Annotated in this window: 15 protein-coding genes; 8 read left to right on the top strand and 7 right to left on the bottom strand. The window is 68.7% G+C overall.

The window, feature by feature from the left end; genetic code table 11:
- Positions 1-25: 25 nt before the first annotated feature.
- From I4484_RS18705 to I4484_RS18720, 4 genes are all read right to left on the bottom strand, one after another.
- On the bottom strand, positions 26-703 hold the full coding sequence (locus I4484_RS18705; RefSeq protein ID WP_197448677.1) for a hypothetical protein: 678 nt from the start codon (positions 701-703) through the stop codon (positions 26-28).
- Positions 700-1,542 carry a substrate-binding domain-containing protein gene (locus tag I4484_RS18710; protein WP_197448678.1) on the bottom strand — a complete coding sequence of 281 codons (843 nt, stop codon included), beginning with the start codon at positions 1,540-1,542 and terminating at the stop codon, positions 700-702. Before I4484_RS18710 ends, I4484_RS18705 begins: the two co-directional genes overlap by 4 nt.
- A gap of 43 nt (positions 1,543-1,585) precedes the next feature.
- Positions 1,586-2,113, bottom strand: coding sequence for a c-type cytochrome (locus tag I4484_RS18715; protein ID WP_197448679.1), 528 nt, complete (start codon positions 2,111-2,113; stop codon positions 1,586-1,588).
- 101 nt (positions 2,114-2,214) lie between these two features.
- Positions 2,215-4,038 carry a methanol/ethanol family PQQ-dependent dehydrogenase gene (locus I4484_RS18720; RefSeq protein ID WP_197448680.1) on the bottom strand — a complete coding sequence of 608 codons (1,824 nt, stop codon included), beginning with the start codon at positions 4,036-4,038 and terminating at the stop codon, positions 2,215-2,217.
- Between the two features lie 335 nt (positions 4,039-4,373).
- Between I4484_RS18720 and pqqA the strand changes: the two genes are divergently transcribed.
- The 8 genes from pqqA (at position 4,374) to gfa (ending at position 12,371) form a co-directional block, all read left to right on the top strand.
- Positions 4,374-4,445 carry a pyrroloquinoline quinone precursor peptide PqqA gene (gene pqqA / locus I4484_RS18725; RefSeq protein WP_081786101.1) on the top strand — a complete coding sequence of 24 codons (72 nt, stop codon included), beginning with the start codon at positions 4,374-4,376 and terminating at the stop codon, positions 4,443-4,445.
- A gap of 85 nt (positions 4,446-4,530) precedes the next feature.
- On the top strand, positions 4,531-5,457 hold the full coding sequence (pqqB, locus tag I4484_RS18730) for a pyrroloquinoline quinone biosynthesis protein PqqB (protein ID WP_197448681.1): 927 nt from the start codon (positions 4,531-4,533) through the stop codon (positions 5,455-5,457).
- Between the two features lie 67 nt (positions 5,458-5,524).
- A complete protein-coding gene (gene pqqC / locus I4484_RS18735) occupies positions 5,525-6,313 on the top strand; it encodes a pyrroloquinoline-quinone synthase PqqC (RefSeq protein ID WP_197448682.1) in 789 nt (262 codons plus the stop codon).
- The gene (gene pqqD / locus I4484_RS18740) at positions 6,313-6,597 is read left to right on the top strand and encodes a pyrroloquinoline quinone biosynthesis peptide chaperone PqqD (protein WP_197448683.1); all 285 of its coding nucleotides are present in this window, start codon (positions 6,313-6,315) and stop codon (positions 6,595-6,597) included. The genes pqqC and pqqD overlap by 1 nt, the downstream gene beginning before the upstream one ends.
- Positions 6,590-7,741: a pyrroloquinoline quinone biosynthesis protein PqqE gene (gene pqqE, locus I4484_RS18745; RefSeq protein ID WP_197448684.1), complete on the top strand. Its 1,152-nt coding sequence runs from the start codon at positions 6,590-6,592 to the stop codon at positions 7,739-7,741. The genes pqqD and pqqE overlap by 8 nt, the downstream gene beginning before the upstream one ends.
- Positions 7,738-10,209, top strand: a complete 2,472-nt coding sequence (locus I4484_RS18750; protein ID WP_197448685.1) for an insulinase family protein — start codon at positions 7,738-7,740, stop codon at positions 10,207-10,209. Before pqqE ends, I4484_RS18750 begins: the two co-directional genes overlap by 4 nt.
- Positions 10,210-10,359: 150 nt before the next feature.
- The gene (locus I4484_RS18755; protein ID WP_197448686.1) at positions 10,360-11,469 is read left to right on the top strand and encodes an S-(hydroxymethyl)glutathione dehydrogenase/class III alcohol dehydrogenase; all 1,110 of its coding nucleotides are present in this window, start codon (positions 10,360-10,362) and stop codon (positions 11,467-11,469) included.
- A gap of 326 nt (positions 11,470-11,795) precedes the next feature.
- Complete coding sequence (gene gfa, locus I4484_RS18760; RefSeq protein WP_197448687.1) at positions 11,796-12,371, top strand: S-(hydroxymethyl)glutathione synthase; 576 nt, start codon at positions 11,796-11,798, stop codon at positions 12,369-12,371.
- A gap of 90 nt (positions 12,372-12,461) precedes the next feature.
- Here the strand turns inward: gfa and I4484_RS18765 are convergent, their stop codons facing one another.
- From I4484_RS18765 to I4484_RS18775, 3 genes are read right to left on the bottom strand one after another with little or no spacing between them, the layout of a single operon-like run.
- A complete protein-coding gene (locus I4484_RS18765) occupies positions 12,462-13,766 on the bottom strand; it encodes an amidohydrolase (protein ID WP_197448688.1) in 1,305 nt (434 codons plus the stop codon).
- Between the two features lie 16 nt (positions 13,767-13,782).
- Positions 13,783-15,246 (bottom strand): sodium:solute symporter, encoded by a 1,464-nt coding sequence (locus tag I4484_RS18770; RefSeq protein WP_197448689.1) that lies wholly within the window; start codon positions 15,244-15,246, stop codon positions 13,783-13,785.
- A complete protein-coding gene (locus tag I4484_RS18775; protein ID WP_197448690.1) occupies positions 15,239-15,451 on the bottom strand; it encodes a hypothetical protein in 213 nt (70 codons plus the stop codon). Before I4484_RS18775 ends, I4484_RS18770 begins: the two co-directional genes overlap by 8 nt.
- Positions 15,452-15,564 lie beyond the last annotated feature (113 nt).

Raw genomic sequence — 15,564 nt, forward strand, 5'->3', positions numbered from 1 at the left:
CAGGCAGCCTGCGCTGCTGCCGTTGTCATGGGTTCTCACCACCTGGCTCGGGCATGTGCGCCATGATCTCCCGGACCATGCGGGACAGCCGTTCTTCCAGCAGGTAGGGCTGGTCGCACATGGCCGGCAGCGCCTGCTGGCGATGCTGGAAGGTGCGCTGCTCCCAGAACAGCGCCTCGGAGAGCCGCTCGGCCTCTGCTGCGTCGGTCCCCTCCTCGGCACGGCGCTGCTCCAGCTCGTCGACCATGTCCGAGATCGCCTCCAGGCGTGCGAGCTGGGCGCGGGAGGCACGGCGAATCCCTTCGATGGTGCGCCGACGCTCACGGTTGGTGAGCTCGAACAGGCCGGCGAAGAGCAGCGTCAGGCGCCGCTCCACCTCCTCGTCATTCGCGGCCTCCTCGTCCAGCGTTTCGACGAACTCACGTACCCGCGCCAGCGCCTGGTCCACCGGAGTCGAGCGCGAGGTGGCGAAGCGCGCGACCCGGCCGACCTCCTCATCCTCCCACCAGGCCTGCTCCAGCTCGTCCGGCGATGGCCCGGTCCACAGAGTGCCCCAGGCCAGCTCGGGAATCAGACGCTGCACGCAGGGCCAATCGGGCGGCCCCGCCGCGGCGCGCTGGGCCTCGACCGGGGCCACCCCCGCCAGGGCCAGGCCCACGGCGACGCCCAGCGACAGCAGGGACACACGATGCGCTCCCCTCATGAACCCTCTCCCTGGCCAGCTTCGATCAATCGGCCACGCCGGTCGAGCAGCGGCACCCCGTAGTCGGCGAGGATGGCGTCGATCTCCGCCTGGTGGCGGTCAATGAAGTCGTTGATCCAGTCCTTCCAGTGGGGCTCGCCGTGCCTGACGCCCATGGTGATGCGGTAGTCGAGCTGGGCACCCGTGTCGTCGTCGACCAGCGGAATGACCTCAAGCGGCGGGTCCTGCCGGGCCGCGTAGTAGCCGGCCAGCGGCCCCCACAGCACGGCACCGTCGGTATGGCCGCTGACGACGTCCTCGATGGCGTCGCGCACCGGTGCGCGCACCCGGGTATCGACCATCAACGGGTAACCTTGTATCCGCGCCCCGCTGCGGCGCAGCGGCACCGCCGGCGGGGTCTCGGCCACCACGCCGATGCGCCGCCCCTCGAAGGCCGGGTCGCTCAGGCGGGTGACGTCGAGCTCGGAATCCTCGGGCACCACCAGGGAGTACACCGAGCGGTAGTAGGGGTTGGTGTTCTGCACGAACTCGTAGCCGGCCGGCGTGCCCATGATCAGGTCGCAGACGCGCAGCTCCAGGGTGTTGCGCACGAAACCCATCACCTGGGGCGCCCAGACGTAGGTCAGGGGCACCCCCAGGTCTTCTGCCATCATCTCGGCGATACGATTCTCGAAGCCCTCGCCGGCCTGGTTGCTGAAGGGGAGATTGTTGCCATCGGCACAGACCCGCAGGGCCTCGCGCTCCTGGCGTTCCGGGGGTTCGGCGACGGCGGTACTGGCAGCGACCAGGCCCAGGATCAGCATCGCGGTACGCACGCTTTGACGGCAGGCAGCTCTCATGCATCCTCCGCTGGCGGAAATGACACGGCGAACGGAGCCCCGTTCACTCGGCGTTCGCTTCCTCGGCGGCCTCGGCCTCTTGCTCCCCTGCCACGCCGTTTGCGTCGCTCTTCGCGTCCGGCTCCTGCATCGATTCGATGATCTCGGGGCGACCTCGCCCCAGACCGCCCTCGCCGCGTGCGCGCAGGTAGCTGAATATCTTTGGAATATTGCCCATGACGTTGGGATCGTCGGCAAAGGAGGGCATCACCTGGCCGGGCTGAACCTCACGCCCCGAGGCGATGGTGCCGGCGAAATTCTCCCAGCCACGCCGCTCCACGGCGCGAACAAGGTTGGGCGCAAAGGAGGAGCCCAGGCCATCCGGCCCGTGGCAGGCCATGCATACCCGGGTGTAGATGAGGTAGCCCTCGTAGGTGTCGGGGTCGACCTTGCCGTCCTCGACGACGAAGGCCCCGGGCGCCTCGCCGGTGACGCGATGCTCCTCGGCCAGGCCGGCCTGGACCAGCCCCAGCGTCAGCAGGGCGGCGAACGTGGGAAGAATACCGTGGCGGGCACGTGCGAATAGCGTCATGCAGGTCTTCCTTCTACAGCGGACGCGCCGTAAGCGACGACGCCGGAAAGACGAGGTTGGGCAGGTATGGCAGCGCCATACCCGCCCGATCATGTACCGACTCAATCCGGTAGCGCGAACACCGTCAGCACACCGCCGAGCTTGGTGTAGTCACCCAGCGCAGAGAAGGCACTCACCGCGCCGAGCCCGTCCTCGGGGTTCTCCAGACCGGCCGCCAGGCCGATGCCGGCCCAACCGCCGACCCCCGAGAGCACAGCCACGTACTGCTTGCCTTCGTGCATGAAGGTGTTGACGTTGCCGATGATCCCGGAGGGGGTCTTGAAGCGCCACAGCTCCTCGCCGCTCTCGATGTCGACGGCCTTCACGTGCCCTTCCAGCGTGCCGTAGAAGGCCAGGTCACCGGCGGTAGCCAGCGCCCCGCTCCACACGGCGAAGCGTTCATCGATCTCCCACACGGTCTCGCCGGCGACCGGATCCCAGGCGATGAAGCTGCCCATGCGCCCTTCCATGCTGCCGTTCTGGGTCGGCGCCGGCATCATGGTCAGCGTCGCGCCCACGTAGGGCTGGCCGGCCACGTACTCGGCCTCGAAGGGCTCATAGTTCATGCAGATGCGGTTGATGCCGGCATAGATCAGCCCGGTGCGCGGCGAGTAGGCGCTCGGCTGCATGTTCTTGGCCCCCATGGCGGTGGGGCAGATGTCGGTGGTGTTGACGTTCACCCCCTGGCGGTAGGTGCTGTACTGCTCGTTGACGTTGGGTCGGCCGGTCTCCATGTCGTAGTCGTCGGCCCAGTTGGTCTCGGGCGCGAACTTCTCCGCCACCAGCAGCTCGCCGGTCTCGCGGTCGAGCAGGAAGCCGAAGCCGGTGCGGTCGATGATCGCCAGCCCCTTGCGCTGCTCGCCCTCGATCTCGACGTCGATCAGCTGGTTCTCGTTGACCCCGTCGTAGTCCCACTCGTCGAAGGGCACCTTCTGATAGACCCACTTGACCGAGCCGTCGTTGGGATCACGAGCGAACACGGTGATGGCCCACTTGTTGTCGGCCGGCTCGCCGTCCTTGGTACGCTGCTCGGGGTTCCAGGTCCCCGGGTTGCCGGTGCCGTAGTAGATCAGGTCGAGCTCGGGGTCGTAGGTGATCCAGCCCCAGGGCGCGCCGCCGCCGCGCTCCCACTCGCCCTCGGGCCAGGTGGAAACGCCGAGGTCGGCCTCGCCGATCGGCTCGCCCAGCATGGTGGTGGTCTCGGGATCGATCAGCACCTCGTCGTCCGGCCCGGTGGAGTAGCCGCGCCACACCTGCTCGCCGGTCTCGACGTCGTAGGCGGTGAGGTGGCCGCGGATGCCGTACTCGCCGCCGCTGACACCGATCAACACCTTGTCGTGCACCACCAGCGGCGACATCGTGTTGGTCTCGCCGACGGTGTGGTCGCCGTTGCTGACGTCCCACAGCAGCTCGCCGGTCTCGGCATCCAGCGCGATCAGGGTGTTGTCGGCCTGGCCGAGGAACAGGCGGCCATCGGCGTAGGCCAACCCGCGGTTGACCGTGTCGCAGCACATCACCGGTATGACACGGGAGTCCTGGTCCGGCTCGTAGCTCCAGATCACCCGGCCCTCGTCCTCCAGGTCGAGGGCGAAAATCTTGTTGGGGAAGGGGGTGTGTATGTACAGGCGGCCGTCGCCGACATAGAGGGGGCCACCCTCGTGGCCGCGCAACACCCCGGTGGAGAACTGCCAGACCGCGCGCAACTCATCAACGTTGTCGCGGTTGATCTGGTCCAGCTCACTGAAGCGATTGCCCTGATAGTTGCCCAGTTGGGTCGCCCAGTACTCCGGGTTCTGCTGGAGTTCGAGTTGATTCTGGTTGGCGTGCGCCACCGATATGGCCATCAACCCCATGGCCGCAATTGCATAACCTGTCTCCCTAAGCATGGCGTGGTCTCCGTCTCACTGAAGGTGTGCCTGGGGAAACGGCACATCTTGTATCGTTGTGTTTCAGCTATTGACACTGTGAAGGTCTAGCACAACTTTCCGCGGCCACAGGGAAAAAGGCGTAATTTGGGCATCGCTTAAAGCTCAAAAGACTATTGCCTCTTGGCAACAATCCCTTCGCTTCGCCAGGTAAGCCGCATCGCAGCGGCGTTTCAAAGGGTTTCCGTCGCCCTTCCGTCCGGACTTATTCGACTTAGGTCGAAAGGCAGTCGCGCCGTTCGCTGCTTTACTGGAAGTGCATGCCATCAAATCCACCCCAATGTGGAGGGGCTCCTATGTGGACCAAGCCTGCGTATACCGATCTCCGTCTCGGTTTCGAAGTCACGCTGTACATCTCCAACCGCTGAACTCAGGGCATGAGGCAGCATCGACCGGCTGACGCTCTCCTCGGGCGTCAGCCGTCGTTCGTTTACACCGGCAACGGAGCCCTGCATGCACGTACTGGTTCTGGGCGCGGCCGCCGGCGGCGGCTTTCCCCAGTGGAACTGCAACTGCTCGCTGTGCCGCGGCCTGCGCGAGGGCCGCATCGACGCGACACCCCGCACCCAATCGTCGATCGCCATCAGCAGCGACGGCGAGCGCTGGCTGCTGTGCAACGCCTCGCCCGACATCCGCGCCCAGCTGGCCGCCAACCCTGAACTCCATCCGCGCCGGATCCCCCGCGACAGCGGTATCAGCGGCGTGCTGCTGGTGGATGCCCAGATCGATCACGCCACCGGCCTCTTGTCGCTGCGCGAGGGCTGTCCCTTCGACGTGTGGTGCACGCCCAACGTGCACCAGGACCTGAGCAGCGGCTTTCCTCTGTTCACCATGCTGGAGCACTGGGGCGGCCTGGCCTGGCGTCCCATCGCCATCGACGAGGCCCATCAGGAGGCCGAGTTCGAAGTCCCGGCCTGCCCCGGTCTAGCCTTTACCGCCGTGGCGCTGACCAGCAACGCACCGCCCTACTCGCCACGCCGCGGCGCCCCCACACCGGGCGACAACATCGGCCTGCTGATCGAGGACCGCGCGCGCGGCACGCGGCTGTTCTACGCCCCCGGGCTCGGCCGGCTCGACGAGCGGGTGCGCGGTTTCCTGCGCCAGGCCAACTGCGTACTGGTCGACGGCACCCTGTGGCACGACGACGAGCTGATCCGTGCCGGCGTGGGACAGGCCACCGGCACCGACATGGGCCACCTGGCGCTGGCGGGCAGCGGTGGCTTGCTGGAGGCGCTGGGGGAACTGCCCCGGTCGACTCGCCGAGTGCTGATCCACATCAACAACACCAACCCGCTCCTCGACGAGCGTTCGCCGGAGCGGGCCGTACTGGATGAGACCGGCATCGAGGTCGCCTTCGACGGCATGCGCCTGGAGATATGAACCGACCCCTGACTCCGACGTCACAACGATAACGATCACTCCGCCACGCAAGGGAAGGAAGCGCCTCATGAGTTCCATCGCATCCCCTTTCGCTGCCTCGACGAGCGAACTCGCCCCCCCGCCCCTCTCTGCCGAGGCCTTCCGCGACGCCCTGCTGGCCAAGGGGGCCTACTACCACATCCATCACCCCTACCAGGTCGACATGGCCGAGGGGCGCGCCACGCCGGAACAGATCCGCGGCTGGGTCGCCAACCGCTTCTACTACCAGGTGATGATCCCGCAGAAGGATGCCGCGCTGCTGGCCAACTGCCCCGATGCCGCCACCCGCCGCCGCTGGATCCAGCGCCTGCTCGACCACGACGGTCGCGATGACGACGCCGGCGGCATCGAGGCATGGCTGACCCTGGGCGAGGCGGTCGGGCTGACCCGCGATGAACTGTGGGCCCAGGAGCACGTGCTGCCCGGCGTGCGCTTCGCCGTCGACGCCTACGTCAACTTCGTGCGCCGGGCGAGCTGGCAGGAGGCGGCGATCTCGTCGCTGACCGAGCTGTTCGCCCCCCAGGCGCACCAGAGCCGGCTCGACACCTGGCCGGGTCACTACCCCTGGATCGACGAGGCCGGTTACGGCTACTTCCGCAAGCGCCTCAAGGAGGCCCGACGCGACGTCGATCATGGCCTGGAGGTGGCGCTGGCGGTGTGCACCACCGCCGCCGCCCAGCAGCGCGCCCTGGAGATCCTGCAGTTCAAGCTCGATGTGCTGTGGAGCATGCTCGACGCCATGACCCTGGCCTACCAGCTCGGGCGCCCGCCCTATCACAGCGTGACCGACCAGCGCGTTTACCACCGGGGGCTTTGATGGCTATGATCGACTCGACCAGCGTCTATCGCCTGCGCCCCGGCTGGCGCCTGCAGTGGGAACAGGCCCAGGGCCGCCACGTGCTGCTCTATCCCGAGGGCATGGTGCAGCTCAACGACAGCGCCGGGGCCATCCTGGCCCAGCTCGACGGCCGGCGCGACGTGGCCGACGTGGTGGCGAACCTGCAGGCCCGGTTTGCCGATGCCCCCGCCGCGGAGATCGAACGGGACGTGCACGACTTCCTGCTCGACGCCGCACGACAAGGGTGGATCCAACATGACTGACCGTACCCACACCGCTGCCGTCAACGGTGCCACCGGCGCCCCGCTGTGGCTGCTCGCCGAGCTGACCTACCGCTGCCCGCTGCAGTGCGCCTACTGCTCCAATCCGCTCGACTTCGCCGCGGTGAAGGAGGAGCTCGCCACCGAGGAGTGGCTGGACGTGCTGGCCCAGGCCCGCGCCATGGGCGCGGTGCAGATGGGCTTCTCCGGCGGCGAGCCGCTGGTGCGCCAGGACCTCGAGACCCTGGTGGCCGAGGCGCGCCGGCTCGGCTTCTATACCAACCTGATCACCTCCGGGCTGGGGCTCGACGAGGCGCGCATCGCGGCGCTGCACGCGGCCGGCCTCGACCATATCCAGATCAGCCTGCAGGCCTCCGACCCGGACGTCGCCGCGGCGGTGGCCGGCTCGCCCAAGGCCCACGCCAGGAAACTCGCCATGGCCCGCGCGGTCAAGGCCGCCGGTTACCCGATGGTGCTCAACGTGGTGCTGCATCGTCACAACATCGACGAGCTCGACGCCATCATCGCCCTGTGCGACGAGCTGGGTGCCGACGCCGTGGAGCTGGCCAACTGCCAGATGTACGGCTGGGCGCAGCTCAATCGCGAGGGGCTGCTGCCGAGCCGCGAGCAGCTCGAAACGGCCGAGGCCACCACCGCGCGCTGGCGCGAGCGGCTGGCGGCGCAGGGGCGCGACATGCGCCTGCTGTTCGTGGTGCCCGACTACTACAACGACCGTCCCAAGGCGTGCATGGGCGGCTGGGGGGCGATCTTCATGACCGTGGCGCCCGACGGCGCGGTGCTGCCGTGCCACAGCGCACGGATACTGCCGATGACCTTTCCCAACGTGCGCGAGCGGCCGCTGCGCGAGATCTGGTACGACAGCGAGGCCTTCAACCGCTACCGCGGCGATGGCTGGATGCGCGAGCCGTGCCGCCGCTGCGACGAGCGCCACCGGGACGTCGGCGGCTGCCGCTGCCAGGCCTACCTGCTCACCGGTGACGCCGCCGCCACCGACCCGGTCTGTTCGCTGTCGCCGGAGCACCACCGGATCGAGGCCGCCCGCCATCAGGCCGAGGCCGGCGAGCGCTCCGTTACCGGCCTGACCCCGCGCAACGTGCACGAGTCACGGGTGTTCTGCCGCGCATGAACGCCCCATTCCCCATACCCGACGACGAGGCTGCCCGGCGCGCGGGGCTGTCGCCGGGCAGCCGGCTGCACGAGGCCCGCCTGGCCAACGGCTTGGCGATCGCCGCCGCCGAAGTGCCCGACGCTCGCCAGCAGCGCCTGGTGGGTGTGGTGGACGTGGGCTATCTGGACGAACCCGACGACTGCCGCGGCCTGGCGCACCTGCTCGAGCATGCCCTGTTCCTGGGCTCGACGGGGTTTCCCCGGGCAGGCGAACTGGCCGGCTGGATCGGCGAGCGCGGCGGTCGCTACAACGCCCGCACCGACGAGACCGCGACCGACATCCACCTGCACCTGTCGCCCGGCGATGCCGACGAGGGGCTGGCCCGACTGGTGGACATGCTGGCCCGCCCACGCTTCGATCCCGATCGCATCGCGCATGAGGTGGCGGTGATCGATGCCGAATTCCACGCCCGGCTGGCCGACCCGATGCTGCACCGGCTGGCGGCCCTCGGCCGGCTCTGCCGCGAGGGGCATCCCGCCCGGCTCTGCCACGCCGGCCATCGCGATACCCTCGACGACGACATGCCCCGACTAGTCGGCCGGCTCACCGACTTCCACCGCCGCCACTTCCATGCCGAGCGCATGGCGCTGGTAATGCTGGGCCCGCTGCCGCTCGAAGCACAGCTGGATCTGCTCACGCGGCATGGCGCAGCGCTACCGCCGGGCGACACGCCGCCGCCACAGCGGGCCTGGCGTTGGGGCCCGCCCGGCGGCGTGGCCTGGCATACCCCCGCGCCCAAGGCCGGCGCCTCGTCGCTCGAACTCATCTGGCCACTGCCCGAGGAGACGGCCGCCCATGCCGACTGGCTCGCGGCCGTGACGGCCCGGCTGGCCGACGGCCGCCTCGCCGCCACCCTGCAGGCCGCCATCGAGCTCGACCGACTCGCGGTCACGCTCACGCCGGAGGGGATGGGCCGTGCACTGGCCCTGCGCCTGGCGCCGGCGCCCGACCTGGAGTCGGTGCAGGCGATGCTGAGCGCCTGTCGCAGCGCGATGGAGCACGCGCTGGCGACACCACTGCCCACCCCGCCCGCAGCGACCGCGGACCTCGACGCCTGGCCCCGGCGGCACGGCGTCCAGTTGGCTGCCGGCCACGATCTCACCCGCGCTGCGGCCGACACCCCTGTCGAGCCGCCGCGGGCCTGGCTGGCGCCCGGGCAGTGCCGGCTGCTGTGGCAGTCTCCCGCCACACCGCACCGCTGGTCGACGCTGGTGGAAACCGGCACCGCCTGGCGCATCCAACCACCGCCGAGCGAGAACGCGCCGCTGCCCTGGCGGGCACCGCCTGCGCTCAACGTGCGCCCGCTCGGCCCGGATACCGGCGACCCGGCCCCGCGCCGGCCGCGCCATGACGAACGGCTCAGCCTGTGGTGCGGTGAGCCGATACGCCTGGCGGACGCCCCGGCGGCCAGCCTCTGCCTGGGCTGGCCCGCACCCGCGGCGCACCAGGCCGCCCGGCTGGCCCAGTGGCGGCGGAACCTTCTGCCGCTGCGTCAGGCCGCCGCCAGCCAGGGCATGCGCATTCATTGTGCGGGAGATGTCCGCGGCGACTGGCTGATCGCCACGGGCACGGCCGAGCGCCTCGACGCCCTGGTGGAGCTGGCCGTGGCCTGCTGGCCGGAGCGGGCGAGCCCGCGCGCGGACGATCAACCCACGGGCCTGCTGGCCCAGCGCCTGCTGACCCTGCTCGAAGCCTCGACGCTGCAGGTGGCACGCGCCGACGCGATGCCGGTGCTGGGCTGGTTGAGCGGCCATGGCGACAGCGGGGCGACCGAGGCGATGATGCACCGCCTCGCCGAACGTCTGTCGGCGGGCCCGCCAGAGGCGGCCGAGCCGTCGCCCCAAGAAGCGAGCGACGACACCCTGCAGCTACCGCCCCAGGGCGGCGACCACGTCGCGATGCTGGAAGTCGCCGGCCCCGACGACTCGCCGCGCAGCCGATGGCTGCTGCGCCTGCTGGCGCAGTGCCACGATGCCGCCTTCCATCACGAGATGCGCCAGCAGCGCGGCCTGGGTTACGTGGCAGTGGTGCGCTATCGCGAAGCCTCGGGCTTCCCGCGGCTGGGCTACGTGGTGCAATCCCCGCACACCGAGCCGGGTGCGTTGCGTCAGGCCATTGCCGACTTCCTGACCCGGCAGGGCGAGGCGCTGGCGCGCCTCACCGCAGCGGAGATGGAGCGTCGCAGGCGCGGCCTGCTCGCCCACGCCGGCCGCCCCGAGACGCAGGCCGAAGCCATCGCCCAGCTGTGGCAGGCGCTGCGCCGCCAGGCCTCCCTGAGCCCTCCGCCGCTGCCCTGGCAGCCGCTGCCCTGGGAGGCCGAGGCGCAGGCGCTAGCCTCGCTCCCCGCCGAGGCGCTTCTCTCCCTGGCGAGCGACCTCGCCGCGGGCCGCCTGGTGCAGCGCTGGTGGCTCCACACCCCCCAGTGAGCCCGGCGCTTCCCCTCGAATGTTGCCAATGGGCAACTCTGTTGTGTCGCCACGTCACAATCCGTTCGTTCCGGCTCACCTAGACTGACAGCAGCGTCGACCCTTTCACGGCCTCATGCGGCCCACGACAACAACCCAGGGAGACCCGTCATGAAATCACGCGCCGCCGTTGCCATGGCCGCGGGCCAGCCCCTCGAGCTCACCGAAATCGATGTCCAGGATCCCAAGGCCGGGGAGGTGCTGGTGCGCATCGCCGCGACCAGCGTCTGCCACACCGACGCCTTCACGCTGTCGGGCGCCGACCCGGAGGGGCTGTTCCCCTCGGTGCTGGGCCACGAGGGGGCCGGCATCGTCGAGGCGGTGGGGCCGGGCGTCACCAGCGTCCAGCCCGGCGATCACGTCATCCCGCTCTACACCGCCGAGTGCGGCGAGTGCAAGTTCTGCCGCTCGGGCAAGACCAACCTGTGCCAGGCGGTGCGCGCCACCCAGGGCCAGGGGCTGATGCCCGACGGCACCTCGCGCTTCTCGCTCGACGGCCAGATGCTGCACCACTACATGGGCTGCTCGACCTTCAGCGAGTACACCGTGCTGCCCGAGGTCTCGCTGGCCAAGGTCTCCAAGGAGGCACCGCTGGACAAGATCTGCCTGCTCGGCTGCGGGGTGACCACCGGCATCGGCGCGGTGCTCAACACCGCCAAGGTCGAGCCGGGTTCCACCGTCGCCGTGTTCGGCCTCGGCGCCATCGGCCTGGCGGTGATCCAGGGCGCCCAGATGGCCAAGGCCAGCCGCATCATCGCCATCGACGTCAACCCCGACAAGTTCGCGCTGGCCAAGCAGTTCGGCGCCACCGACTTCGTCAATCCCAAGGAGCACGCCGACCCGATCCAGCAGGTGATCGTCGACCTGACCGACGGCGGGGTCGACTACTCCTTCGAGTGCATCGGCAACGTCAACGTGATGCGCTCGGCGCTGGAGTGCTGCCACAAGGGCTGGGGCGAGTCGGTGATCATCGGCGTGGCCGGGGCCGGCGAGGAGATCTCGACGCGGCCGTTCCAGCTGGTGACGGGCCGGGTGTGGCGCGGCTCGGCGTTCGGCGGGGTGAAGGGGCGCAGCGAGCTGCCCGGCTACGTGCAGCGCTACATGGACGGCGAGATCAAGATCGACGAGTTCATCACCCACGACATGCCGTTCGAGCAGATCAACGAGGCGTTCGAGCTGCTGCATGCGGGCAAGAGCATTCGTACGGTGCTGCACTATTAACAGGCGCCCGGTGCCGCGCCCATGACAGGCGCCCGGTGCCGCGCCCATGACAGGCGCCGCGCCAAGGACAACGGCGCAGGCGTCAGAAGCCAGGAGAGAAGCGATACACGTCCCAAGCTGTGCCAATGATAACAATGCCCAAGGGCAAGGAGGCACTCATGAGCCTGATGGACATGATCCAGCGCTGGTTCGGCGGCAAGCCCGCCCCACCGAAGGCCGCGTCTGGCAGTGGAACGAGAACCACCTCGGCAACGAGCGCATCCCGTACGCCGCCTCCCGCGGCAGCAAGCCCCTCGACAACGACGACACAGGGGAGTCGATCCACCATGAGCCACCACAGCGTTCACATCCATCCCGCCGTCGACGACGGCGTCAAGCGCGGCAGCGAGAGTTTCACCGGCGGCAAGCTCTACTGCCACTGCAGCAGCAATCAGGTCGAGGTGACGGTCGACGCCCAGTGTGCCCACAACCATGTGTGCGGCTGCACCAAGTGCTGGAAGCCCGAAGGCGCGCTGTTCTCGATGGTGGCCGTAGTGCCCCGCGACAAGCTGCGGGTCACCGCTCACGAGGAGAAGCTCGAAGTGGTCGATCCGGCCGCCGCCATCCAGCGTCATGCCTGCAAGGAGTGCGGCGTACACATGTACGGCCGTATCGAGAACACCGGGCATCCTTTCCACGGGCTCGACTTCATTCACACCGAGCTCTCCTACGACGAGGGCTGGGCCGGCCCCGAGTTCGCCGCCTTCGTCTCGTCGATCATCGAGTCCGGCGCCGACCCGGAGAACATGGGCAACGTCCGTGCGCGGCTGCAGGAGCTGGGCCTGCCGCCCTACGACTGCCTCTCGCCGCCGCTGATGGATGCCATCGCCACGCATACCGCCAAGGCCAAGGGGGTGCTTTGAGCGGGACAGGGCGCCATCTCACAGCCACACACCATGGGCTCGCCGAGTGCGGGCCCATGGTGTCGCGACGCCTACTGACTGGCTGGTAACTCAGTCTCCCAAGTAGGAAAGTGCGCCTGCCACCATGGCCTCGATCCCGGTCCTGAGGGTTTTCCCGTTGCCGGGAAAGTAGTAGGGCGAGTGAGGCATCTCCAGGTGGCGCATCTTCTCCCCCACGCTGGTCCCCGGTGTCGATTGCCAGCGATCCTCCGGCGTGGCGCCGATGAACCAGTAAACGTAAGGGATGTCGCCGCCGCCGAATCCGCCGGCGTCGGCATTGCCGAAGAGCGGGAAGTCCTCGCTGCCGTTCAGACGCGGCATCACATAGAGGCACGCTTCGCCGAAGTGTTGCGCATGGGCCTGGCGTACATGGGCCACCGCCGTCGGGTCGTTGTGCATGGCGATGGTCTCGTTGAGCACGCGGAACGTCGGCGGCTGCGGCGAGCGCCCGGCCTCGCACTCGGCGCGCACGATGCGCTCGATGGCGGCTACCACCTGGCGGTGCAGGGCGTCATCAAAGCTGCGGATATTGATCTCGAGCTCCGCGGAGTGCGGGATGATGTTGGCCTGGGTGCCGGCATGCAGCTTGCCGACCGTGACCACCACCGTCTCCTCGGGCGGCACCTCGCGGGCGACGATGGTCTGCAGGCGGGTCACCACGTGGGCGGCGATCACCACCGGGTCCACCGTCTGGGCGGGCATGGAACCGTGGCCGCCGGCGCCGTGCAGGGTCACCGCCAGGTTGGTGCACGCCGCCATGGCGCTGCCGGTGATATGCCCGACCGTTCCCGCCAGGGCCGGCATGTTGTGCTGCCCCAGGATCACGTCGGGGCGGGCGAAGCGCGCATAAAGGCCGTCGTCGAGCATGGCCCTGGCGCCGCCAAAGATCTCCTCGGCGGGCTGGCAGACCAGCATCAGGGTACCGCGCCAGTGCTCCCTGAGCGCCGCCATCACGCCGGCGGCACCGACCAGGCAGCTGCTGTGCAGGTCATGGCCGCAGGCGTGCATCAGCGGGACGGCATCGCCCCCCTCCGTGGTGGCGGTTTCCCGGCTGGCGAACTCCAGTCCAGTCTCCTCCCGGATGGGCAGTGCGTCCATGTCGCCACGCAGCATCACGGTGGGCCCCTCACCGTTGCGCAGCAGCGCCACCACGCCGGTGCCGCCGACACCACGCGTCACTTCATAGCCCAGCCCCTCGAGGGCGGTCGCGAGTCGCTCGCCGGTGCGGTGCTCCTGGAAAGGCAGTTCTGGGTACTGATGCAACTGCCGATAGAGCGCCTGGAACTCCTCGAAGCCGGCCTCCACCTGGGCGCGCACGGCGCCCTTGAGATCTCGATCGGGGGTTAACGTCGTCATCATGGCCTCCTGGCGGTTAGTGACTGGGGGTGCTGGACACTGGGTGGCCATTGCGCGAGGCGTGGCCGAGCCCCTGCCATGCCGCCACCACGCCCACGTTGAGCAGCATGGCCCAGACGCCGGCATGCCAGCCCAGCGGCGAGCTCCAGGCGAACTCCATCAGCAGGTAGGCCACGCTTCCCGCCAGGGCGCCGGCCATCACGCTGGCACGGCGCAGGCTCGGCAGGAACAGCGCGCCGATGACCATCGGGAAGAGCTGCACGATCAGCCCGTAGGCGCCGAGCAGCAGCAGCACCAGCGAGGCGGGGTTGGCCAGGGCGAACAGGTAGGCGACCAGCGACAGGCCCAGCACGCTCCAGCGCGTCACGCTCACCGTGGTGTGCTCGCTGGCATGTTTCATCACGGTGGGCCCCAGCACGTCGCGCACCAGCACGATGGCGGCGGTATGCGCCAGATTGGCACCGGTGGACATCGCCGCCGCCAGCGCGCCGGAGAGCATCAGGCCGATGACCCAGGGCGAGAAGTCGGCCACGTCGATGACCATGCGCAGCAGCACGGTGTCGGCACGTGTCAACGGCTCGTCGGCAAACACCAGGATGCCGGCGAAGCCGATGAACAGAAGAGGCACCAGCAGGTAGGCGTAGAGCGGGTAGAAGACGCTGACCTTGCGCAGCGTCCGGCCGCTGTCGGCGGAATAGAACTTCATGAACAAATGCGGCCACATGGCACCACCGAAGGCGCTCACCAGCACCGCCGTGCTGAAATAGCCCCAGTGCATACCGGTGGCCCCCGGCATGGTGAGGTACTCCGGCGCCGCCTGCTGTAGCTGGGCAAACATCTCACCCACCCCGCCATAGAGGCGCTCCGGAATCGCCAGCCCCAGGAACCAGGCGATGGCGATCATCATGATGCCCTGAACCAGGTTGGTCCAACCGATGCCGCTCAGACCGCTGCAGAACACGTAGGCCGCCACTACCACGAAGGCCAGCAGGGCGCCGAGCCAGAAGGGGATCAGTCCGCCGGTGGCGGCCTGGAACAGAAGGCCGGCCCCGGCGATCTGGATGGTCAGGTAGGGCACCAGGGCCAGAACACCGATCCCCCCTGCGAGCATGCCCAGCGACTTGCTCCGGTAGTGGTCGGCGATCATGTCACCCTGGGTCAGGTAGCCCTTTTCACGGCCGAGCTCCGCCACCCGCGGCCCCAGCGCCCATATGGTGATCGGAATCAGCGCCAGGTAGGCGAGGATGTAGAAGGCCGGCGAACCGTGCTGGTAGGCCCAGCCCGGCGCGCCGAGGAAGGCAAAGGCGGAAAAGATCTCGGCCCCGAGGATGAAGAACAGGATCACCACGCCGACGTGTCGACCGCCGGCCACGTAGCCCTCCAGGCTGGAATCCGACTGGCCGCGCGCCCGCAGCCCCACCCACAGCACCATGGCGAGATAGGCCAGGGTGATACCGACCACGATCAGGGAATCAGTCATGGCGGTTCCCTCCATGGCGCACCACGAAAGCCACCCACATGCCGGCGAACAGCACCAGCATCCACAGGGCATACCAGAAGAACAGGAAAGGAAGCCCCAGCACGGTGGGCTCGATGCGATTGGCAATCAGGGCGCCGGGCCAGATCATGGCCAGGGTACACAATGAGAAGTGCAGGCCCGTCAGGCGTTGGTAGGTCTTGGTCATGGGATCGTCCAGCTCGCCGCAGCGAGTCTTGTTATGGGTTGTACCTTGACTATGGGCCAGGCCAAGCGATAGAAAAAATATCGATAGTGAATCCCAGCCATATCGTTTTGGTA

Source organism: Halomonas sp. SS10-MC5 (assembly GCF_015992245.1).
GTDB classification, from domain to species: Bacteria; Pseudomonadota; Gammaproteobacteria; order Pseudomonadales; family Halomonadaceae; genus Halomonas; species Halomonas sulfidoxydans.

Bases quoted from the DNA above. Each gene is read 5' to 3' on its own strand.
- I4484_RS18705 (WP_197448677.1), bottom strand. From the start codon at position 703: ATGAGGGGAGCGCATCGTGTGTCCCTGCTGTCGCTGGGCGTCGCCGTG.
- I4484_RS18710 (WP_197448678.1), bottom strand. From the start codon at position 1,542: ATGAGAGCTGCCTGCCGTCAAAGCGTGCGTACCGCGATGCTGATCCTG.
- I4484_RS18715 (WP_197448679.1), bottom strand. From the start codon at position 2,113: ATGACGCTATTCGCACGTGCCCGCCACGGTATTCTTCCCACGTTCGCC.
- I4484_RS18720 (WP_197448680.1), bottom strand. From the start codon at position 4,038: ATGCTTAGGGAGACAGGTTATGCAATTGCGGCCATGGGGTTGATGGCC.
- pqqB (WP_197448681.1), top strand. From the start codon at position 4,531: ATGCACGTACTGGTTCTGGGCGCGGCCGCCGGCGGCGGCTTTCCCCAG.
- pqqC (WP_197448682.1), top strand. From the start codon at position 5,525: ATGAGTTCCATCGCATCCCCTTTCGCTGCCTCGACGAGCGAACTCGCC.
- pqqD (WP_197448683.1), top strand. From the start codon at position 6,313: ATGGCTATGATCGACTCGACCAGCGTCTATCGCCTGCGCCCCGGCTGG.
- pqqE (WP_197448684.1), top strand. From the start codon at position 6,590: ATGACTGACCGTACCCACACCGCTGCCGTCAACGGTGCCACCGGCGCC.
- I4484_RS18750 (WP_197448685.1), top strand. From the start codon at position 7,738: ATGAACGCCCCATTCCCCATACCCGACGACGAGGCTGCCCGGCGCGCG.
- I4484_RS18755 (WP_197448686.1), top strand. From the start codon at position 10,360: ATGAAATCACGCGCCGCCGTTGCCATGGCCGCGGGCCAGCCCCTCGAG.
- gfa (WP_197448687.1), top strand. From the start codon at position 11,796: ATGAGCCACCACAGCGTTCACATCCATCCCGCCGTCGACGACGGCGTC.
- I4484_RS18765 (WP_197448688.1), bottom strand. From the start codon at position 13,766: ATGACGACGTTAACCCCCGATCGAGATCTCAAGGGCGCCGTGCGCGCC.
- I4484_RS18770 (WP_197448689.1), bottom strand. From the start codon at position 15,246: ATGACTGATTCCCTGATCGTGGTCGGTATCACCCTGGCCTATCTCGCC.
- I4484_RS18775 (WP_197448690.1), bottom strand. From the start codon at position 15,451: ATGACCAAGACCTACCAACGCCTGACGGGCCTGCACTTCTCATTGTGT.